This is a genomic window from Salinicola lusitanus (genome assembly GCF_003206045.1).
GTDB classification, from domain to species: Bacteria; Pseudomonadota; Gammaproteobacteria; order Pseudomonadales; family Halomonadaceae; genus Salinicola; species Salinicola lusitanus.
In genome coordinates this window covers 50,928-71,841 of sequence record NZ_PZJM01000013.1, presented here as the reverse complement: position 1 = coordinate 71,841, position 20,914 = coordinate 50,928, and the positions used below count along the sequence as shown (strand labels likewise).

17 protein-coding genes and 5 tRNA genes are annotated in these 20,914 nt (G+C 63.2%); 5 read left to right on the top strand and 17 right to left on the bottom strand.

Going from position 1 to position 20,914, the window contains the following annotated elements:
* Positions 1–84 precede the first annotated feature (84 nt).
* The 3 genes from DOM45_RS17250 to DOM45_RS17240 form a co-directional block, all read right to left on the bottom strand.
* Positions 85–939: a DNA/RNA non-specific endonuclease gene (locus DOM45_RS17250; protein ID WP_240612445.1), complete on the bottom strand. Its 855-nt coding sequence runs from the start codon at positions 937–939 to the stop codon at positions 85–87.
* 5 nt (positions 940–944) lie between these two features.
* Positions 945–1,220, bottom strand: coding sequence for an Lrp/AsnC family transcriptional regulator (locus DOM45_RS17245; protein WP_110602523.1), 276 nt, complete (start codon positions 1,218–1,220; stop codon positions 945–947).
* A 66-nt stretch (positions 1,221–1,286) separates the two neighbouring features.
* A complete protein-coding gene (locus DOM45_RS17240) occupies positions 1,287–1,763 on the bottom strand; it encodes a methylated-DNA--[protein]-cysteine S-methyltransferase (RefSeq protein ID WP_162302636.1) in 477 nt (158 codons plus the stop codon).
* A 146-nt stretch (positions 1,764–1,909) separates the two neighbouring features.
* Here DOM45_RS17240 and DOM45_RS17235 point away from each other — a divergent pair, with 146 nt between their 5' ends.
* Entirely contained in the window at positions 1,910–2,266 is a 357-nt protein-coding gene (locus DOM45_RS17235) for a high-potential iron-sulfur protein (protein ID WP_110602519.1), read from the top strand.
* A 27-nt stretch (positions 2,267–2,293) separates the two neighbouring features.
* On the opposite strand, the gene DOM45_RS17230 is transcribed toward DOM45_RS17235, so the two are convergent.
* The 11 genes from DOM45_RS17230 to DOM45_RS17180 form a co-directional block, all read right to left on the bottom strand.
* A complete protein-coding gene (locus DOM45_RS17230; RefSeq protein ID WP_110602517.1) occupies positions 2,294–3,850 on the bottom strand; it encodes a SpoVR family protein in 1,557 nt (518 codons plus the stop codon).
* 44 nt (positions 3,851–3,894) lie between these two features.
* Positions 3,895–5,175 (bottom strand): YeaH/YhbH family protein, encoded by a 1,281-nt coding sequence (locus DOM45_RS17225; protein WP_110602515.1) that lies wholly within the window; start codon positions 5,173–5,175, stop codon positions 3,895–3,897.
* Positions 5,176–5,284: 109 nt separating this feature from the next.
* Positions 5,285–7,207: a PrkA family serine protein kinase gene (locus DOM45_RS17220; RefSeq protein WP_110602513.1), complete on the bottom strand. Its 1,923-nt coding sequence runs from the start codon at positions 7,205–7,207 to the stop codon at positions 5,285–5,287.
* Between the two features lie 319 nt (positions 7,208–7,526).
* Positions 7,527–8,576, bottom strand: coding sequence for a threonine aldolase family protein (locus DOM45_RS17215; RefSeq protein ID WP_110602511.1), 1,050 nt, complete (start codon positions 8,574–8,576; stop codon positions 7,527–7,529).
* A gap of 265 nt (positions 8,577–8,841) precedes the next feature.
* Entirely contained in the window at positions 8,842–10,854 is a 2,013-nt protein-coding gene (locus DOM45_RS17210; protein ID WP_110602510.1) for an NADPH-dependent 2,4-dienoyl-CoA reductase, read from the bottom strand.
* Between the two features lie 320 nt (positions 10,855–11,174).
* A tRNA-Asp gene (locus DOM45_RS17205) sits at positions 11,175–11,251 on the bottom strand.
* Positions 11,252–11,255: 4 nt separating this feature from the next.
* Positions 11,256–11,332 (bottom strand) — tRNA-Val (locus tag DOM45_RS17200).
* A gap of 45 nt (positions 11,333–11,377) precedes the next feature.
* Positions 11,378–11,454, bottom strand: a tRNA-Asp gene (locus DOM45_RS17195).
* A gap of 115 nt (positions 11,455–11,569) precedes the next feature.
* Positions 11,570–11,646: transfer RNA gene (locus DOM45_RS17190), tRNA-Asp, on the bottom strand.
* A 69-nt stretch (positions 11,647–11,715) separates the two neighbouring features.
* Positions 11,716–11,791, bottom strand: a tRNA-Val gene (locus DOM45_RS17185).
* A gap of 77 nt (positions 11,792–11,868) precedes the next feature.
* Positions 11,869–12,585, bottom strand: a complete 717-nt coding sequence (locus DOM45_RS17180; protein ID WP_240612444.1) for an alpha/beta family hydrolase — start codon at positions 12,583–12,585, stop codon at positions 11,869–11,871.
* A gap of 163 nt (positions 12,586–12,748) precedes the next feature.
* On the opposite strand from DOM45_RS17180, the gene hpxO reads away from it, so the two are divergent.
* Positions 12,749–13,921, top strand: a complete 1,173-nt coding sequence (gene hpxO / locus DOM45_RS17175) for an FAD-dependent urate hydroxylase HpxO (RefSeq protein WP_110602505.1) — start codon at positions 12,749–12,751, stop codon at positions 13,919–13,921.
* A gap of 82 nt (positions 13,922–14,003) precedes the next feature.
* Here hpxO and ttcA read toward each other — a convergent pair whose 3' ends face one another.
* The 3 genes from ttcA to DOM45_RS17160 form a co-directional block, all read right to left on the bottom strand.
* Positions 14,004–14,858 carry a tRNA 2-thiocytidine(32) synthetase TtcA gene (gene ttcA / locus DOM45_RS17170; RefSeq protein WP_110602503.1) on the bottom strand — a complete coding sequence of 285 codons (855 nt, stop codon included), beginning with the start codon at positions 14,856–14,858 and terminating at the stop codon, positions 14,004–14,006.
* An 85-nt stretch (positions 14,859–14,943) separates the two neighbouring features.
* Positions 14,944–15,561, bottom strand: a complete 618-nt coding sequence (locus DOM45_RS17165; RefSeq protein WP_110602502.1) for a 3'-5' exonuclease — start codon at positions 15,559–15,561, stop codon at positions 14,944–14,946.
* Between the two features lie 11 nt (positions 15,562–15,572).
* On the bottom strand, positions 15,573–17,390 hold the full coding sequence (locus DOM45_RS17160; RefSeq protein WP_110602500.1) for a putative nucleotidyltransferase substrate binding domain-containing protein: 1,818 nt from the start codon (positions 17,388–17,390) through the stop codon (positions 15,573–15,575).
* A gap of 788 nt (positions 17,391–18,178) precedes the next feature.
* Here DOM45_RS17160 and DOM45_RS17155 point away from each other — a divergent pair.
* From DOM45_RS17155 to DOM45_RS17145, 3 genes are all read left to right on the top strand, one after another.
* Positions 18,179–18,439, top strand: a complete 261-nt coding sequence (locus DOM45_RS17155; RefSeq protein WP_110602498.1) for a DUF4212 domain-containing protein — start codon at positions 18,179–18,181, stop codon at positions 18,437–18,439.
* A gap of 6 nt (positions 18,440–18,445) precedes the next feature.
* A complete protein-coding gene (locus DOM45_RS17150; protein WP_110602496.1) occupies positions 18,446–20,227 on the top strand; it encodes a sodium:solute symporter family protein in 1,782 nt (593 codons plus the stop codon).
* 92 nt (positions 20,228–20,319) lie between these two features.
* Positions 20,320–20,835 carry a hypothetical protein gene (locus tag DOM45_RS17145; protein ID WP_110602494.1) on the top strand — a complete coding sequence of 172 codons (516 nt, stop codon included), beginning with the start codon at positions 20,320–20,322 and terminating at the stop codon, positions 20,833–20,835.
* The last annotated feature ends 79 nt before the right edge of the window (positions 20,836–20,914 follow it).

The following is a 20,914-nucleotide window of genomic DNA, read 5'->3' as shown; positions in this document are numbered from 1 at the left end:
CCTGAGACTCCTTCTCGCAAACGCTGTCGCCATCATCCTTGCACACCCCTCTTATATCGTGATCCGTCAGAGATGGCATCGCCATCATCGATAACGCCCAGGCCGCGTCGAGACCGCCTCGAGCCCCCAGCCCTCCTTGTCTACCCGCCCTTCCAGCTTGCGCTCGACGGGATCGGCCAGTTGCGGGAAGAAATCCAGGCCGGTACGCGCCTCGATCTCGTCGATCGTGACCGCAAAGCGGGCGAGAGGCTCGTTGCCGTCGACGTTCTGCGGCATCAGAAATGCCAGCGCACGGGGTGTCGCGCCGGGTGCGATCAGGATCTTGTAGAATCCCACGGGAATTTGAGAAAACCCGACCCGATGCAGCAACTGGTCGTCATAGACCGGCCCGGTGACGACCCAGACGCGCCCGAATCTGGGCACGAAATCGTCGATGACCGCCTCCTCCAGGCGCTGCCATAGCTGCCGATTGAGTTTGGGTCGCTGCGGCGCGATGTTGGTCATCAGGAAGCTGGCCATCTGCGCATCCCGTCCATGGACGACCGACATGGCGTAGTTCGGCGCCAGATGCCCCCGATCATAGCCGCTGTGGGTGTAGTCACTGCTGTCGATCGGCCACAGGCTGCGCCAGTCGGACTCGAACCGGTCGGGCCGTGGAAGGCTGTGGGGATCGTCGACCCGATTCAATACATAGCCGACCCAGAGCGGTCCGCCCCGCACGTCCGACCACCCCAACAGGAAGCCGTCGTTGCGAAGCACCCGGTTCCAGCCCCGCCAGTCGTTCCACTGCCACTCGGGTACGCCCATCCAGCTCAACTGGTCGCGGACGCTCGCCTCCTGCCAGTACCACAACCCGCTGATGACAACGACGAAGATCAGGCCAATCCGGGACGAGCGAGCCAGTTGCCCCAGCAGCCCCCGCTTGCGACGACGCGCCACCCGAATTACAGGCCGACGGAGAACATGGCGTCGAGATCGTGGCGCGAATGCACCTGCATGGCATTGAGCGTTTCGGTGTCACGGATGCCCTCGACGCTCATCAGCCGTTCGGTCACCAGCGAGGCCAAGGATTCGAAATCCCGCGTCCGGGCGATGGCGATAAGGTCGTAACGACCGCAGGTCGAATAGACTTCGCTGATGCCCTCGAGATCGGCCAGGCGCTCGGCGACACCCCGTATCCGGCCCTTTTCGACATTGATCAGAATGACGGCGTTCTGCATTTCCCTCTCCCACCGGCGTTCGGCCTTTCGCGAGGCCCGAAGAATGAATGATCCGGCGCGAGTATATCAGCTCCCGGGCCAACCGCCTTCCAGCGTCAGCAGGGCGCGCTTCAACGACTCGCCACCGCTGTAGCCACCCATCCCCCGGGCGGCGACGACCCGGTGACAGGGGATGAACAACGGCAGCGGATTGGCCCCCACCGCACCGCCGATCGCCTGCGCCGCGCCCTCCTTGCCCAGGCGATGTGCCATCTCGCCATAGGTGCTGGTCTGCCCATATGGGATACGCAACAGGCCCTGCCAGACCTGCAGCTGGAAATCGCTCCCCTCGGGGGCCAGCGTGACATTGAAGCTCCGCCGTCGCCCCGCCAGGTAAGCGTCGAGCTCGGCCCGGGCCTGGGCAAAGAAGTCGGCGTCCTCCTGCCAGCTCGACTCCGGCGTCCCGGAACGGGAACTCCTGGGCAGGCGCAGTTCGCGCAAGCCCTGCTCGTCCCCCACCAGCATCATCTCTCCATGATCGGTCACAAACTGGACATAGCGCATAATCGACCCTTGGCGACACCGTGAATGGCGAAATTGCCCGGCAGCGAATGGCGGCTGCGAGTGTATTGTGACAATGTCACGACACATCGCAGACTTCCAGTCATCCAGAAGCGGTGTGCGTCAGGACAACGAACCGGAGACGGGTCATGCAGGAATCAACGAAAAAGAGGACGAGAGAGGCCGGCGGGTCGCCGAATGGTGAAGGACGTCGGCGCTTTCTGCGCCATGGCCTGTGCGCCTCCGGCCTGCTGCTGCTGGGCTGGCGGGGCCTGCCCACCCTGGCCCAGGACAAGCCGATGCTGGACCCGGATGCCTATCAAGCCAAAGCGCTCGATTATGTCGAGGAGGCCTCGAATGCTGCGGACACCCCTGCCTACCAGGCGGGTCGGCGCTGCGCCAACTGCGACTTCTTCACCGCGTCGAGCCAGGCGTGTGGCCTGTTTCCCGACTACCGGGTCGCCAGCGATGGCTGGTGCAGCGGCTGGACGGCCAGCGCGTCCTGACATCACCCCCGGCGGCGGACCCAGAATTCATGCCGACTCGCGATTCGACTCCGGAATCGGCCACTGATAGCGACGCACGACCTCACCTTCCTCCATCGACTCGAGCTTGATCGGGAACCCCCAGAGCTGGTGCAGGTAGCGCATTACCGGGAACAGGCTCTGGCCCAGCGGCCGGCGCCGGTCCTGTACGTGGCGCAGGGTGAGCGAGCGGTCACCGCGAATGTCGGCCTCCCACACCTGGATATTGGGCTCCCGGGCCGACAGCGCGTACTGCACGCTCAGCGCCTCGCGGATGCGCCGATAACCCCGATCATCGTGAATCGCCTCGATCTGCAGGCTGTCGTCACGGTCGTCGTCGACCAGGCTGAACAACTTGAGATCGCGAATCACCTGGGGTGACAGGAACTGCTGGATGAACGACTCGTCCTTGAAGTTCTGCATCGCGAAATGCAGCGTCTCCAGCCAGTCGCTGCCGGCAATCTCGGGGAACCATTCGCGGTCCTCGTCGGTGGGCGACTGACAGATACGCTGGATGTCGCTGAACATCGCGAATCCCAGCGCATAGGGATTGATGCCGTTGAAATAGGGACTGTCGAAACCTGGCTGGCTGACCACGGACGTATGGGACTGCAGGAACTCCAGCATGATGCCTTCGTCGATCAGGCCGTCGTCGTACAAACGATTCATCAGCGTGTAGTGCCAGAAGGTGGCCCAACCCTCGTTCATCACCTGGGTCTGGCGCTGCGGGTAGAAGTACTGGGCCAGCTTGCGCACGATGCGCACGATCTCGCGCTGCCAGGGCTCCAGCAGTGGCGCATTCTTCTCCAGGAAATAGAGCAGGTTCTCCTGGGGCTCACTGGGGTAGCGGTCGTGTCTGTGCAGCCCCAGGGGATCGTTCTCGAAATCGTGCGACGGCTGCTGGACCAGGCCACCGATCGGGGTCGGGATCGTGCTCCAGAGCCGGTTGACCTGGGTCTGGAGGTAGGCCTCGCGCTCGTCCTGGCGCCGCACCTCCTCCTCGGCGGAGACCGGTGACGGGCGCTTGTAGCGGTCGACGCCGTAGTTCTGCAGCGCGTGGCAGGCGTCGAGAAGCTGCTCCACCGCCTCGACGCCATGCCGCTCTTCGCACTTGGCGACATATTTACGGGCAAAGACGAGATAATCGACGATCGCCGAAGCGTCCGTCCAGGCGCGGAACAGGTAGTTGCCCTTGAAGAACGAGTTGTGGCCGTAGCAGGCGTGGGCGATGACCAGCACCTGCATCATCAGCGAGTTCTCCTCCATCAGGTAGGCGATGCAGGGGTCGGAGTTGATCACCAGTTCGTAGGCCAGCCCCATCTGGCCCCGGCGATAGGCCTGCTCCACCGACAGGAACTGCTTGCCGAACGACCAGTGGTGGTAGCCGATCGGCATGCCCACGCTGGCGTAGGCATCCATCATCTGTTCGGAGGTAATGATCTCGATCTGGTTGGGATAGGTATCCAGCCGATACTCCCGCGCCAAGGCGCCAACGGCGTGCTCGTAGGCTTCCAGCGCCTCGAAGTTCCAGTCCGAACCGGTGGCAATGGGCTCGCGTCGCGTCATCGCTCTCTATCTCCTCGCTGCGTTACGTCACCAGGCCTCTGCGCTCACCCCTTCGCCCGCTGGCGGAAGAGCTCACGGAAAACCGGGTAGATATCTTCCGCCTGGACGATCTGCTGCATGGCGAAGCGCTCGGGATAGGCCGCCCTGACCGAATCGTAGGCTTCCCACAGCGCCTGGTGGGCGTGAGGCGTGATCTCCACGTAGGTGAAATACTGCAACTTGCGCATCAGTGACTCGTCGAGCAACTCGAGACAGGTAGACGAGTCGTCGTCCCAGTTGTCGCCATCGCTGGCCTGCGCCACGTAGAGATTCCACTGCTCCGGCGCGTAGCGCGCCTCGATGATGCTGTCGACCAGGGTCAATGCACTGGAAACGATGGTGCCGCCGGTCTCCCGGGAATAGAAGAACTCCTCCTCGTCGACCTCCTTGGCCACGGTATGGTGACGCACGAACACCAGCTCGACCTTCTCGTAATTGCGCTCCAGGAATAGATAGAGCAGCAGGAAGAAGCGTTTGCCGATGTCCTTGTGCGCCTGAGTCATCGACCCCGAGACATCCATGATGCAGAACATCACCGCCTGGTTCGATGGCATCGGCTGATGGGTGAGATGGTTGTAGCGCAGGTCGTAGGTATCCAGGAACGGGATCGCCTCGATCCGCTTTTCCAGTCGTTCGATCTCCGATTTCAGCTCGCTGACACGCGCCGGGTTACGCAGCACCGGGTCCTTGCGCTCCTCGGCTTCGAGCGCTTCCTGGGCCTCGCGCAGGGCACGCTTCAGCGGCGCCCGCATGCCGATCCGCCGGGCCTGGGCCTCGCGCATCGAGCGCACGATATTGATCCGTGCCGGCACTCCCTCCTTGGAGATCCCCGCGCGCACCGGTCGCGTTTCTTCCAATACCTGCAACTGCTTGCGCTCGAGATGCGGCAGCTCCAGGCCATCGAAGACGAAATCGAGAAACTCCTCCCGGGAGAGCGAGAACACGAACTCATCCACGCCCTCGCCCTGATTGCCTGCCTGACCCTCGCCGCTACCCTGCCCACCGCCACCGCTGGGTCGCCTCAGCCGATCGCCCTCGGCGAACTCCCTGTTGCCGGGACTCACGACCGTCCGCCGACCGCCCGGGCCGTGCTGAAACGAAGGTTCGGAAATATCCTTGGCGGGGATGGAGACTTTCTCGCCACGCTCCATGTCGGTGATCGAGCGCCGATTCACCGACTCTTCCACGGCCCGCTTGATGTGGGAGCGATAGCGCTGCAGGAACCGCTGACGATTCACGGCACTCTTGTTGCGCGCATTGGGGCGTCGATCGATGAAGTAGCTCATGGCACCTCCCGCAGACTGACTGCGACAGCGGCCGCCCGCCTATGGCCCCTGCCCCAAGGCACGGAATCCGACCCGCGATCCCGCGCCGCTGACATCGACTCACGATCGTTCAGTGCGACTTGCGCACCCGCAGATACCACTCCGACAGCAGCCGCACCTGCTTCTCGGTGTAACCGCGCTGCACCATGCGATCGACGAAATCCTCGTGCTTGCGCTGGTCGGAGGCCGACGCCTTGGCGTTGAACGAGATCACCGGCAGCAGCTCCTCGGTGTTGGCGAACATCTTGTGCTCGATCACCCCGCGGAGTTTCTCGTACGACTGCCAGCTGGGGTTCATGCCGTTGTTGTGCGCCCGCGCCCGCAGCACGAAGTTGACCACCTCATGGCGGAAATCCTTGGGATTGGAGATGCCGGCCGGCTTCTCGATCTTCTCGAGGTCCTCGTTGAGCGACTGCCGGTCGAACAGCTCGCCGGTCTCGGGATCGCGGTACTCCTGGTCCTGGATCCAGAAATCGGCATAGGTCACGTAGCGGTCGAAGATGTTCTGACCGTACTCGGTGTAGGACTCGAGGTAGGCGGTCTGGATCTCCTTGCCGATGAAATCGACGTAGCGCGGCGCCAGATACTCCTTGATGAAGCGCAGGTAGCGCTCGTGGGTCTCCTTCGGCAACTGCTCGCGCTCCAGCGCCTGCTCCAGCACGTAGAGCAGATGCACCGGATTGGCGGCGATCTCGTGAGCGTCGAAGTTGAACACCTTGGAGAGAATCTTGAACGCGAACCGCGTGGAGAGCCCATTCATGCCCTCGTCGACGCCGGCGGCGTCACGATACTCCTGGATCGACTTGGCCTTGGGATCGGTATCCTTCAGGTTCTCGCCGTCGTAGACGCGCATCTTGGAATAGATGCTCGAATTCTCCGGCTCCTTGAGTCGCGAAAGTACCGAGAACTGCGCCAGCATGCGCAAGGTGTCCGGCGCGCAGGGCGCCTCGTCCAGTGAGGAGTGCTCGAGCAGCTTCTGGTAGATCTTGATCTCCTCTGACACGCGCAGGCAGTAAGGCACCTTGACGATGTAGACGCGGTCGAGGAACGCCTCGTTGTTGCGGTTGTTGCGGAACTGCTGCCACTCGCTCTCGTTGGAGTGGGCCATGATGATGCCGTCGAAGGGAATCGCGCCCATGCCTTCGGTGGGGTTGTAGTTGCCTTCCTGGGTGGCCGTCAGCAGCGGATGCAGCACCTTGATCGGCGCCTTGAACATCTCGACGAACTCCATCAGCCCCTGGTTGGCCTTGCACAGGCCGCCGGAGAAGCTGTAGGCGTCCGGGTCGTCCTGGGAGTAGAGCTCCAGCTGGCGGATGTCGACCTTGCCCACCAGCGATGAGATGTCCTGGTTGTTCTCGTCGCCGGGTTCGGTCTTGGAGACCGCGATCTGGTTGAGGCGGGAAGGATGCAGACGCACCACCCGGAACCGCGACAGGTCGCCACCGTACTCCTTGAGTCGCTTCGCCGCCCAGGGCGACATCGGCCCGCGCAGGTGACGCTGGGGGATGCTGTACTCCTTCTCGAGCAGCTCACCATCCTCTTCCGGCGAGAACAGCCCGAGGGGCGACTCGTAGACCGGCGAATCCTTGATCGCGTAGAACGGGACACGCTCCATCAGCAGCTTCAGGCGCTCGGCCAGCGATGACTTGCCGCCGCCAACCGGGCCCAGCAGGTAGAGAATCTGCTTGCGCTCCTCGAGCCCCTGGGCGGCATGGCGGAAGTAGGCGACGATCTGCTCGATCGCCTCTTCCATGCCGTAGAACTCGGCGAAGGCGGGATAGCGGCGAATGACCTTGTTGGAGAAGATACGCGACAGGCGGGAGTCCTTGGCCGTATCGATGGTCTCGGGCTCCCCGATGGCGTTCAGCATTCGCTCGGCGGCATTGGCGTAGACACGGGGATCCTTCCGGCACAGCTCTAGATATTCCTGCAGGCTCATCTCTTCCTGTTGAACCTGCTCGTAACGGCTCTGCACGTGATCGAAGATGCTCATGGAAGCCTCCTGGTCGTGACCCCCAACCGCTCAGGGCGAACGCCCTGCCAGCCGGGCTAGCTGACTATCAGCATAGACAGATGCACGAAGCGTCGGGAAGACTCTTTTTGCGAGTCTTTTCAACGCAGCGTCGGAATACACGCTTTAGAACACGCTACCACGATCCGGTTTCGATGCACGGGGAATTTGCATCGACAAAATGCGTCGATTCACGCAGGTATCGGTAACTCATAGAAAATCCGGGACAAATTCGCTCGCGAATCATCGCGCGGATGACGAGGCCCGGCCGGCGCCCGAGGGGGTCGGGCGCCGGTGCCTCTCAGGGCACCTCGAAGGCGGCGCGGGCATCGGCCAACAGCTGGTCGAGCAGCTCCGAGGTCGTGTTCCAGGAGCAGACGAAACGCGCCCCGCCGGCGCCGATGAAGGTGTAGAACGTCCAGCCCTGGGCGCGCAACTGGGAGATGACCGGCTCCGGCAGACTCACGAAGACGCTGTTGGCCTGGGTCGGGAACATCAGCGACGCGCCGGGAAGCGATGCCAGGCCGTCGGCGAGATAGCGTGCCATGGCGTTGGCGTGATCGGCATTGCGCCGCCAGGCACCGGATTCCAGCAGGCCCAGCCAGGGCGCGGCGATGAAGCGCATCTTGGAAGCCAGCTGCCCCGCCTGCTTGCAGCGATAGGCGAAATCCTCGGCCAGTTCCTTGTTGAAGAACAGAATCGCCTCGCCCATCGGCAGGCCGTTCTTGGTGCCGGAAAAGCAGAGTACGTCGACGCCGGCCTGCCAGGTCAGCTCGGCCGGGGAGGCATCCAGCGCACTGCAGGCGTTGGCGAAACGCGCCCCGTCCATGTGCACGCGCAGATCGTACTTGTCCGCCACGGTGCGAATCGCCAGCAGCTCCTCGCGGGAATAGACCGTCCCCACTTCGGTGGCCTGAGTGATCGAGACCACCCGCGGCTTGGGGTAGTGGATATCGTTGCGCTTGACCACCAGGCGCTCGATGCCCTCCGGCGTCAGCTTGCCGTTCTCACCCGGGCTGGTCAGCAACTTGGAGCCGTTGGAGAAAAACTCCGGCCCACCGCACTCGTCGGTCTCGATATGGGCCAGTTCGTGGCAGATCACGCTGTGGTAACTCTGGCCCAGCGCCGCCAGCGAAAGCGAGTTGGCGGCAGTACCGTTGAAGACGAAGAAGACGTCACAGTCGTAGTCGAAGAGTTCGCGGAAGCGATCCGCGGCACGGTGAGTCCAGGCATCGTTGCCGTAGGCGAGATCGTCGCTGGCATTGGCCCGAATCAGGTAATCAAGCGCTTCCGGGCAGATGCCGGAGGTGTTGTCGCTCGCCAGATAGCGAGGGTTACAGTCGGATGTCATCTGGGGGTCCTTGTACGATCCCTCCATCGAGAAAAGCGGCTCGGGCCGGTCACGGCGTGCGGAGTCCGCGTTTTCTGAGGGTCAGGCATGGCGGTCGATTCCACGGCGGCCTGAATAACAAGAAGCGCGACCCAGTCGGCGACGGGGTCGCCGTCGCCCGGCTCGCGCTCACTGGTGAACACCCGAGTCTAACATCTGCTCCTGACTATCGGCAGCGCGGGAGCCCTTCCCTCTCACGCTGACTCAACGCAAATCCGGCACGCGCTCACAGGGTCGCCGCCAGCCGCACCCCCTGGTCGATGGCCCGCTTGGCATCGAGTTCCGCCGCCAGATCGGCGCCGCCGATACGATGAACTCGCGCCCCGGTTACGACCAGCGCCTCATAGAGCGCCTGCTGCGACTCCTGCCCGGCGCAGATCACGATGCTGTCGACCGCCAGTCGCCTGGACTCCCCCTCGACATCAAGGTGCAGACCGTCACTATCAATGCGTCGATAGACGCAGCCCGACAGCGTCTCGACACGCCGAGCCCGAAGCGCGGCCCGGTGGACCCAGCCGGTAGTCACCCCGAGCCCTGCGCCCGGCTTGCCGGTCTTGCGCTGCAGCAGCGTGATCTGTCGCGGCACCGTGGGCTTCAGCCGCGGCTTCAAGCCGCCGGCGTGCTCAACCGTCAAGTCGACGCCCCACTCGTCGCACCAACGCTCGACATCGAGCGCCGGCTGCTCGGCATGCGCCAACAGTTCAGCGACATCGAAACCTATGCCGCCGGCACCGATGATGGCGACGCGACGCCCGACGCGCTCCGGGTGCAGGATCGCCATGGGGTAGGAGATGACGCAGGGGTGATCGCTGCCCTCCAGTTCGAGTTCGCGGGGCCTGACGCCGGTGGCGATGACGACCTCGTCGAACTCCCGCAACTGCTGGACATCGGCATCCACGTTGAGGCGCAGCTCCACGCCGAGCAGCCCGAGCCGCGTCGAGAAATAGCGCAGCGTCTCGGCGAACTCCTCCTTCCCGGGTATGCGCTGCGCCAACCGGAACTGACCGCCAATCTGCGGATCGCGTTCGAAAAGCGTCACCCGATGGCCACGCTCGGCGCAGGCGGTGGCTGCGGCCAGGCCCGCCGGACCAGCCCCCACCACGGCGATGCGCTTGGGGGCATCGGTCGGCGGTAGCGTCAGCTCCGTTTCATGACAGGCGCGCGGATTGACCAGACAGGAAGTCAGCTTGCCCTGGAAAGTGTGGTCGAGGCAGGCCTGATTGCAGGCGATGCAGGTATTGATCTCCTCGACTCGATCCTGCTCGGCCTTGGCCATCCAGGCCGGATCGGCGAGAAAAGGACGCGCCATGGAGACCAGGTCGGCGTGCCCCTCGGCCAGTACCGCCTCAGCGATCGCCGGCATATTGATACGATTGGTCGCGATCAACGGTATCGAGATCGCTTCGCGCACCGCCCGGCTGACCGGAACGAAAGCGGCGCGCGGCACGCTGGTGACGATGGTCGGCACCCGCGCTTCATGCCAGCCGATACCGCTGTTGATCACATCCGCACCGGCACGCTCGATCGCCAGCGCCAGCGCCACGACCTCGTCGCCGGTACTGCCCTCCTCCACCAGATCGATCATCGACAGCCGAAAGATCAGCAGGAAATCCGGGCCACACGCGTCACGAACGCGACGCACGATCTCGGTGGCGAAGCGCTGCCGGCGCTGGCTATCGCCGCCCCAGGCGTCGTCGCGGTGGTTGGTCCGGCGACACAGGAACTGATTGATCAGATATCCCTCCGACCCCATGATCTCGACGCCGTCGTATCCCGCGCGCTGCGCCAGCTCGGCACAGCGCGCGAAGTCATCGATCTGCCGCTCGATCTCGCTGTCACTCAGCGCGCGTGGCGTAAAGCGGTTGATCGGCGCGGCAATCGCCGAAGGCGCTACCAGATCCGGAGAGTAGGCGTAGCGACCCGCGTGCAGAATCTGCAGACAGATATGCGCGCCGCGTGCATGGACGGCTTCCACCACCGGGCGGTGCTGCTCGGCCTCGGCTTCGTCGGTGAGCTTGGCGGCGCCTTGGAAGACCGCCCCTTCAGGGTTGGGCGCAATGCCACCGGTGACGATCAACCCCACCCCATGACGCGCCCGTTCCGCGTAGAACGCCGCCAGACGATCGAAGCCGTTCGGTGCTTCTTCCAGGTTGGTATGCATCGACCCCATCACCACGCGGTTGCGCAGCGTCAGCGAGCCAACTTGCAAAGGACGAAAGAGATTGGGAAAACGCGTCACGAATCGGATCCACTCATGTCGAGGCGCACACCGCCGGCAGCGGTTTCAAACGCGCGTATGAGGGTCAGTGTAACGAAAACCGCAACGAGAGCCATTCCACCAAAGCGGTAGCACCGCATGGGTGATAGGGAGCACGGGGATAGGGGTGCTTAAAGACAAGAAGAGGTGATGATTCGGCCGCCAGACGGGGCGAAACCATGGCATGAGATACGAGAGAGAAGAAAGAACTTCAGAAGTTCGAGCGCGGGGAACCGCGATCATCGCGGCAGCGCCATACAGCGAGGCGTGAAACGTATCGAGTGCAGCAGAAGACGTCGATATGGCGGACCGGACGAGACTCGAACTCGCGACCTCCGGCGTGACAGGCCGGCATTCTAACCAACTGAACTACCGGTCCGCTATGGTGGGTGGTACGGGACTCGAACCTGTGACCCCCAGCATGTGAAGCTGGTGCTCTAACCAACTGAGCTAACCACCCAAACATCAAACGACTCAATACTACAAATACAACCAGTGCGAAGCGTGGCGGACCGGACGAGACTCGAACTCGCGACCTCCGGCGTGACAGGCCGGCATTCTAACCGACTGAACTACCGGTCCACTCTGTGCATCGAGAATTCATGCCGAAACACGGACCCCGATACGAACTACGCAACTAGCGAACTGCCCCACCTGCAACATCGCATACCTTGACGGCGTGAGAAAAATGCTGAAATGGCGGACCGGACGAGACTCGAACTCGCGACCTCCGGCGTGACAGGCCGGCATTCTAACCGACTGAACTACCGGTCCGCATATTCCAACGCTTTTCCCGCTACTGCGACTTGCAACACGTGATACCCGAGCATCATGAAACCATGATGGTGGGTGGTACAGGGTTCGAACCTGTGACCCCCAGCTTGTAAGGCTGGTGCTCTCCCAGCTGAGCTAACCACCCGTGGTCACGTGGCGCTGCATTCTACCTGTGACCGGTTGAAAGTCAACAGCTTTTCACCCCGCTTTTCTCCATCCGGATCATCCACTTGCGCCGAGCCTCCGAACCACGTGGCCGACAGCTTCGTCGATCAGCATCGACTGCGTGTGCGCAGCACGTTTGGGCACCTGCCAGTCATGGTCTCCACCTTCCATGAAGTGACACTCGACCTGTCCCGACAGCCGATACCCCTCGACCTCGTCACGCCGCCCGAACGGATCGCGGGTCCCCTGGAATAGCAGCACGGGGCAGGCGATCTGCGGCCAGTGCTCGAGTCGCAACCGGGCCGGCTTGCCGGGAGGATGGAACGGGTATCCGAACAGGACCAGCCCCGCCAGGCCGATCCGGGTAGCCAGCAGGCTAGCGACCCGGCCGCCCATCGACTTGCCGCCGAACCACAGCGGCGTTGCCGCGTCCAGTTCCGTCAGCACCCGACGCCACTCGGCGAGTTCGTCCACCAGCGTCTCGATCCTGGGTGGAGGGCGCCGTCTGCCACTCCGACCCATGGCAGTCATGTAATCGAACTCCACCGCCACCACCTGGAGGCCGAGCGCGGCCAGTCGCCGGCGCAGCCGCACCAGGAACTCGGAATCGTGGCCCGCGCCCGCCCCGTGACAGAGGACGAGGCGCGCGGGCGTCGGCGCTCGTCCCTCCACGATGAATCCTCCCGAGGCAGTCTCGTGGCGCGAGCCATCGCCGGCCGCCAGCGCTTCGCGCAGCCTGTCGCCATCCTGGGTCTCCTGCATCGGCACTGTCACCGTATCGCCCCCTGTTGGCTTGTCGGAACAATCAATACGCTACCCTGGCTGATGGCACGACGACACTGCCAGCATTCCCAGCGGGCGGGATTTATGCGTAGGATGATAAACCTGATCGATCGGTCAGATTTTATCGAACCAACGACAACAACCAGGATAAACCATGACGCTCAACGTTCTCGTCATCGGCGCCGGCATGGGCGGACTCACCGCGGCGCTGGCCCTACAGGAATCAGGACACCGGGTCGAGGTGGTCGACCGGGTCTCCGAACTGCGCCCGGTAGGTGCCGCCATCTCGGTCTGGTCCAATGGCGTCAAGGTGCTCAAGGCCCTGGGCGTGGGCGACGCCATCGAGCAGGCCAGCGGCCGCATGGATGCCATGGCGTATCACGGCAAGGACGGCGCCCCGCTGACGCGGTTCAGCCTGCAGCCGCTCTATGACCAGGTCGGCCAGCGCGCCTGCCCCATCGCCCGGGCGACCCTCCAGCAGCTGCTTCTGGACGCCGTCGGCGAGGACAACGTCACCCTAGGGCTGGCATGTACCGACTTCCGGACCACCGGCAGCGGCGTCACCGCCGAATTCGCCGACGGCTCGACCCGCCAGGCGGACCTGATCGTGATCGCCGACGGCACCCACTCGGCGCTGCGCGAACGCGCCCTCGGCAGGCCTGTCGAGCGGCGCTACTGCGGCTACGTCAACTGGAACGTCCGCGTGGCGGCCACGCCGGACCTGGCCCCGCTCGAGAGCTGGGTCCAGTACGTCGGTGACCACCAGCGCGTCTCGATGATGCCGATGAGCGGCGACCCCGCTACCCCGGAGTTCTACTGCTTCTTCGACGTGCCCCTGCCGATCGACACACCGAACGACCCGATGCGTTACCGCGACGAACTGGCACGCCACTTCGCCGGCTGGGCGGAGCCGGTACAGAAGTTGATCGCGCGTTTCGACCCCGCGGCCATGGCCCGCGTCGAAATTCACGACATCGAACCGCTCGAGACGGTCGTCGGCGAACGCGCGGCGATTCTGGGCGATGCGGCCCACGGCATGGCCCCGGACCTGGGCCAGGGCGGCTGCCAGGCGATGGAGGATGCCTGGGTGCTGGCGCGGGCGCTGGATGATGCCGACGGCGATGTGGCGAAGGCATTGAAGGCCTACGACGGCGCCCGGGTCGAACGAGTCGGGGAGATCGTCAGCCGAGCCCGCAAGCGCGCCGAAACCACCCATGGCGCCGACCCTGACGCCACACGGGCGTGGTACGCCGAACTGGCAGCCGAGGACGGCAGTCACATCATGGCGGGAATGAGCAAGACGATACTGGGCGGCCCGCTGGGATAAATCCGGCTCTCAAAACGTCTGCCACAACGCCGAAGGCCCGCCGGAAACTCTCCCCGGCGGGCCTTCGACAATCCGCAATCGCTCAGGCTTCGCGAGCGAGCAGGTCGAACGTGTCGATCCGCGTCTCCTGCATCTGGCGCTGCTTGGCTTCCAGGCCCTCGAAATCGAACAGGTTGCGATCGGCGAGCTGCGAGGGCGCGACGTTGGTCACCGCCTTGAACATGGTTTCCAGGCGCCCGGGGTGCTTGGCCTCCCACTCCGCCAGCATCTCCTTGACCACCTGACGCTGCAGGTTGGGCTGGGAACCGCACAGGTTGCAGGGGATGATCGGAAACGCCATCTGGCGCGAGAACTCGGCGATATCGGCTTCGCGACAGTACGCCAGCGGTCGGATGACGATGTTCTTACCATCGTCCGACAGCAGCTTGGGCGGCATCGACTTGAGCGAACCACCGAAGAACATGTTGAGAAACAGAGTCTCGAGGATGTCCTCGCGGTGATGGCCCAGCGCCACCTTGGTCGCACCGATCTCCTCGGCGAAACCGTAGAGCGAACCACGGCGAAGGCGCGAGCAGAGCGCGCAGGTGGTCTTGCCTTCGGGTGTCTTCTCCTTGACCACCGAGTAGGTGTCACGCTCCAGGATGTGGTAACCCACCCCCTTGGCATCGAGATACTCGGGCAGCACGTGCTCGGGGAAGCCGGGCTGTTTCTGATCGAGATTGACCGCCACCAGTTCGAAGTCGACCGGCGCGTTGCGCTGCAGATTCATCAGAATCTCCAGCATGGTGTAGGAGTCCTTGCCGCCGGACAGGCAGACCATCACCTTGTCGCCGTCATGGATCATCCCGTAGTCGATGATCGCATTGCCGACCTGGCGACGCAGCCGCTTCTGCAGCTTGTTGAACTCGTATTTCTGGGTACCGGTAGATGCTTGCATGGGTCGAATGACACACAGGGATATGAAGGCGTGCTCATGCTATCACCGCGCCCGGCGACTTGCGATGCCATGGCCTGACAGGTCTCTAGCGCGCCACCAGGGCACCCTGCTTCAGACGGATGTACATCAGGGCTGTGGTCACCGCATCGCCAAGGGCGGTATGACGGCCCATCACCGGCACCCCGAGAGCCTCGGCGGCCGCCTCGAAACTCACCACCGGCTCCCGTTGCGGCTGCGTCCGATGCATCTCGCGCCGATATATCCGTGCCATGTCGAGGCTGGGGTTGGGCAGGCCGAAGCCGAACAGCGGCCGCAACTGGCGATCGATCACGGCCAGGTCGTAATCGATACACCAACCCAGCAGCGGACGGTTGCCGACGAAGTCCAGGAACTTCTCCAGCGCTTCGCCCAGCGCCTCGCCATCATCCAGGTCGACACCGCGCAAGCGATGGACCTTGATGGAATCGCCGCTCAGGGTGGCTGGTGGCCGGAGGCGTAGATCCAGCGCCCCGCTGGTCAGCACCCGCTCGCCCTCGAAGGCCACCGCAGCGATCGAGATCAGCTCGGCGCGCCGGGTGTCGAGACCGGTGGTCTCGCAGTCGATGGACACCATCTCGTCGCCGGCGTAGGCGCCGAACAGCCTGCCGTAGCGGCCATCGGCCTGGCGGCGCCGATCGGCGGCACGGCGTAGCGAACGTATCATCGCACTCCTCGTCAGTACTCGAGATGGAAACGGTGCGTCAGACGCTGCTGGAAGTCCTTGACGATATGCAGCGCCTCGCGCAGCAGATCGCGCTCCAGCGAGGAGAGGTTCTGAACCATGATCAGATCGGGTTCGTCGCTGCTCTGCCGACCGTCGAGTTGCGCCAGTTGCCGTTTGAGGCGGAGTTCGATGAACAGCGCCAGCGCCTCGCCCAGATCCGCGGCGAAATCCGCTTCCAGCCGCCCCTGGCCGGCAAGCGCCTCCAGTCGGGCCAGGGTCGATGTCGCGGTGATGCGGCACTCCAGCGCCAAGGTACGGACCCCGTGCACGATCGGGAAAATGCCGCCCTTCTTGATGTCGATACCATGCCGAGGCTTCCTGAGCGAACCGAACAGGGTCAACGGCGCGGAGAAGTGCAGCGCCGCGCGGGCAAAGTGCGACAGCAGCAGCTCATCGCGGGCACAGCTGTCGAAGAGATGTCTGCGCAGACGCTCCAGCAAGCGAGTGTCGCCGGCCACGCCGTGAGCGTCCAGCATGATGGCGAGGTTCATCAACGAGGTGCCGTCGCGACGTTCGGCCCAGCGCGTGATCGCCGTTCGCCACCCGCTTTCACTGTTCACCCAGGCCGGATTGGACACCATGATGTTGCCCGGACACGGCGGATAACCCAACGCGCAGAGCGTTTCGGTGACGCGCTGCATGACGGCGGCGCAGTCCGGCCAATCCATGCCGTCGGCGACGATCAGGGCATTGTCCTGATCGGTCTTGAGGATCTGTTCGCCACGGCCTTCACTGCCCATCACCATCAGGCAGCTCCGGGCACGATGGTGCGGCTGGGTGAGGAACTTGAAGGCCTTCTCGACGATGCGCCCGTTGAGCGCCGCCAGCAGGTCCATGACGAAGCGGAGCTTGATCCCCTGGGCCATCAGCGTCTGGACCAGACCCGGCAGTTTCGCGCTGACGCGAGCCAGTTTCTCGACGGTGTCGGCCTGCTCGAGCTCGAGTCCGACCATGTAGGAGTGGCTCGAGAAATAGCTGAGCAGGTCGGTCAGCTCGACCACGCCGACCGGACGACCCTGCTCGACCACCACCACCCGGGCCACCCGATGCCGAGTCATCTGTACCAGCGCGTCGAACAAGTACTGATCGGGACCGGCGGAGACCAGCTCGAAGTGTGCGATGGTGACGACCGGGCGCGCCTGGGTCGCGCCTTCCATCACCAACGCATTGAGCAAGTCGGTTTTGGTCACCACGCCGAATCGGCAGCCCTCGCCTACCAGCAGACTATCCGCGTGGCTCTCGTTGAGCCGGGCGACCGCCGCGGCAATGGTAGTGACGGCATCGACGATCACCGGCGCCCGCATGCATTCGCTGATTCGCGCGAGCATGAACCCTGCCATGTTCGCGCCACTCTCGATGCGACGCTCGGCCAGCAGCCGGGTCTTCTGCACCAGCCCATGGTGGAAGAAGTCGGCGAAAGCCGGGTAATCGTCGCAGAGGCGCTCGAACAGCGCCTTGGGTATCACGTAGCAGAGGCTCTCCTGCTCCGCCTTGAAGCGATAGCGACTGGTGCCGTTGAGGATGCTGATGGCGCCGAACAGGTCGCCTGCCGTGTAGTGGGCGATGCGCGAATGGCTGGCCGGCGCGTGTGGATCGAACTCGGCAACCTCGCCCTTGTGGATGATGAAGACGAACTCGCCGGGCTGACCGGCTTCGAGCACGACCTCGTCGCTGTCGAAGTAAGCCATATCGGCGCCACGCGCTACCCGTTCGCGCCCGCGGTCGTCGAGCAGCGTAAAAGGCAATTGGGAAAGATCGATGTCGACCATCAGGCGACCCCCGCCCCAACGCCGCCGTACCCCGGCCGGCTGCGCTGCGGTAAATGATTCGAGTGGCGATCACGACACGACTTCAGGCTCTGCCGGTCGGGCCGGGATGCCTCGTCACGGGCCGCTCGCGCTATCGCCATCTTGGCCAAGTCAGTTTCCCCCTGAAAAAGGCGTAGCAAGCCCGACGCCAGGAGAACGGCAACTATCAATTCACTGTTGTAGAATTCTATTCCCGCCACCTTCAACTAGCGACTGACTTTTGGCCCCAGTCCCGCTCAGAAAGAGATCATCAGGGTTCGGTATTGCAATACGCAAATGGATGAAGACGACTTCCCTCGACCGATAATTTCCACCCGAATTCGACACCATTATTATCCTGGACACACAGACTTTCGTTGCAGAATGCCGGACATCTCCTGAGTCGTCTCCGCGCCACCCTTGCTCATATTTAACCGGCTAACAGTACATGGCCATTACTACTGCGCCCCGATACTAAGGTAGGGTAATCAACATCTTGTTTTCATTAATCAATGTTGATATCAAGTGATTCAGAGAATCACATGCCGACAACCCATCTCGCCACAAGACCAATAACTCAAATAAAGTGCAACTTTAGTCGCTACATCAACTGTGATCGAAAAGCGCCGACCGGACTATTCTCCCAGCGCAGGATTCATGCACCTGTGAATCACTCAGAATAAATGTGGCTTGTGGACGAGCGATTGTCTTGCCGAATACACATAAACGAAGAGCCACCTCCCCCCCTTAACGATGCGGAGAACGATGATATGGCAGATGACAAATCCAAAGCTGCTGCCTATTGGAAGGCGAATCTTCGCCTGATAACCGGCTGCCTGATCGTCTGGGCACTGGTCTCCTACGGCTGCGCGATCCTGCTACGCCCCTTGCTGGCCGGCATCTCCGTCGGCGGCACCGACCTGGGCTTCTGGTTCGCCCAGCAGGGATCCATTCTGGTCTTCATCGGCTTGATCTTCTTCTATGCCTGGAAGATGAATCGGCTGGACAAAAAATTCGGTCTCGGGGAGTAAGTCGGCATGAGCCAATTCGCGATCAACGTTCTCTTTGTCGGCGGCTCCTTTGCTATCTACATCGGCATTGCGATCTGGGCCAAGGCCGGTTCGACCAGGGACTTCTATGTCGCTGGCGGCGGCGTTCACCCGATCACCAACGGCATGGCGATCGGTGCCGACTGGATGTCCGCCGCCTCGTTCATTTCCATGGCGGGTATCATCGCCTCGGCAGGCTACGGCGCCTCCACCTTTCTGATGGGCTGGACCGGTGGCTATGTCCTGCTGGCCCTGCTGCTGGCCCCCTATCTGCGCAAGTTCGGCAAGTTCACCGTTCCCGAGTTCATCGGCGATCGCTTTTACAGCAAGCCGGCACGCATGGTAGCGGTGGTCTGCTTGATCGTCGCCTCGCTCACCTACGTCATCGGTCAGATGGCCGGCGCCGGGGTGGCCTTCTCGCGCTTTCTGGAGGTCGATGCGACCACCGGCCTCATCATCGCCGCCATCGTCGTGTTCTTCTACTCGGTCCTCGGGGGCATGAAGGGCATCACCTATACCCAGGTGGCTCAGTACATCGTGCTGATCGTCGCCTATACCATCCCGGCAGTGTTCATCTCGCTGGAGCTGACCGACAACCCGATCCCGCCGCTCGGTCTGTTCTCCGATCACAGCGCCTCCGGCGAGCCGCTGCTGTCCAAGCTCAACGAGGTCGTGACGGCGCTGGGCTTCAACGAATACACGGCGATGGTCGACAACAAGCTGAACATGGTGCTGTTCACGCTATCGCTGATGATCGGTACCGCGGGGCTGCCGCACGTCATCATGCGCTTCTTCACCGTGCCCAAGGTCGCCGACGCACGCTGGTCCGCCGGCTGGGCACTGGTGTTCATCGGCCTGCTCTACCTGACGGCGCCGGCCGTGGCCTCGATGGCCCGGCTCAACCTGGTGACCACCATCTACCCGGACATGGCCGCCCAGGTCCAGAACTACGAGGATGCCGCCGCCAATCCCATCGCCTATGCAGATCGTCCCGACTGGATTCGCACCTGGGAGGAGACCGGGCTGATCACCTTCGACGACAAGAACAACGACGGCAGGATCCAGCTCTACAACAATGCCGCCGACTTCTCCGACCGCGGCTGGCAGGGCAATGAACTCGAGGTCAGCAACGACATCCTGGTACTGGCCAACCCTGAAATCGCGAACCTGCCCGGCTGGGTGGTCGGCCTGATCGCGGCGGGGGGCCTGGCGGCAGCGCTGTCAACCGCGGCAGGCCTGCTGCTGGCGATCTCCTCGGCGATCAGTCATGACCTGATCAAGGGGGCGATCAACCCGAAGATCACCGAAAAAGGCGAACTGCGGGCGGCGCGCATCTCGATGTCCGTGGCGATCGTGGTGGCGACCTATCTCGGCGTCAATCCTCCCGGATTCGCCGCCCAGGTCGTGGCACTGGCCTTCGGTATCGCCGCCGCCTCGCTGTTCCCGGCGCTGATGATGGGGATCTTCTCCAAGCGGATCAACAACAAGGGGGCGATCGCCGGGATGCTCTCGGGGCTGGTCTTCACCCTGGTCTACATCTTCGTCTACAAGGGCTGGTTCTTCATTCCCGACACCAACAACCTGGCCGACGTCGAGGCCAACTGGGTGCTGGGCATCTCGCCGCTATCGATCGGCGCCGTCGGCGCGATCCTCAACTTCGTGGTGGCCTACCTGGTCTCCAGCTTCACCGAGGAGCCACCCCAGGAGATTCAGGATCTGGTGGAAAGCGTGCGCTATCCCAAGGGGGCTGGTGTCGCGATCGATCACTAGGCGACAATGCCGTCCTGACCAAGCAGGCTGACGGGTTTCAATCGAATCGGGCTTCCCAGCGGGAAGCCCGATTCTTTGCGCAAGGAATCACCATGATATGGCATTTGGTCGCGGCAGCCTCGGCCGGCCTGGGCGCCGCCGGCGTAGCGCTGTTGTTGCGTTCTCTCAGCGGCGGAAGGCTGCCTCGCTGGATCATTCCCGCGTGTGCGGGGCTGGGCCTGCTGGCCTACCAGATCAGCTACGAGTACGGCTGGTATGAAGCCAAGCGCGAGCAGTTGCCCCAGTCGGCGGCCGTGGTGTCGACCGAGAAGAGCCGGATGCCGTGGCGCCCGTGGACCTATCTCTATCCGCTGACCACGGCGTTCAGCGTGGTGGATCGTGACAAGCTGGTGACCTCGCAAGCCGACGGCGAGCGCCTCGTCGAGTTCGTCCTCTATCGTTTCGAAATGCAGTATCGCGACGTGCTGACCCACCAGGCGTACCTGGTCAACTGCAGCACCCGCGAGCGCGTTCCGCTCGTCGGCGATAATCGCCGGCCCGACATCGATCGTCTGCGTCATCTCTCGGACGACGACTCGCAACTCGAGACGGTATGCTCCAAGGGTTGATGCAACACGCGGCACCACTGTCGGGCCGCACCGGGTCGCGGCGACCCACTGAGCCGAACTGGCTCGAGGATGGCTTCAG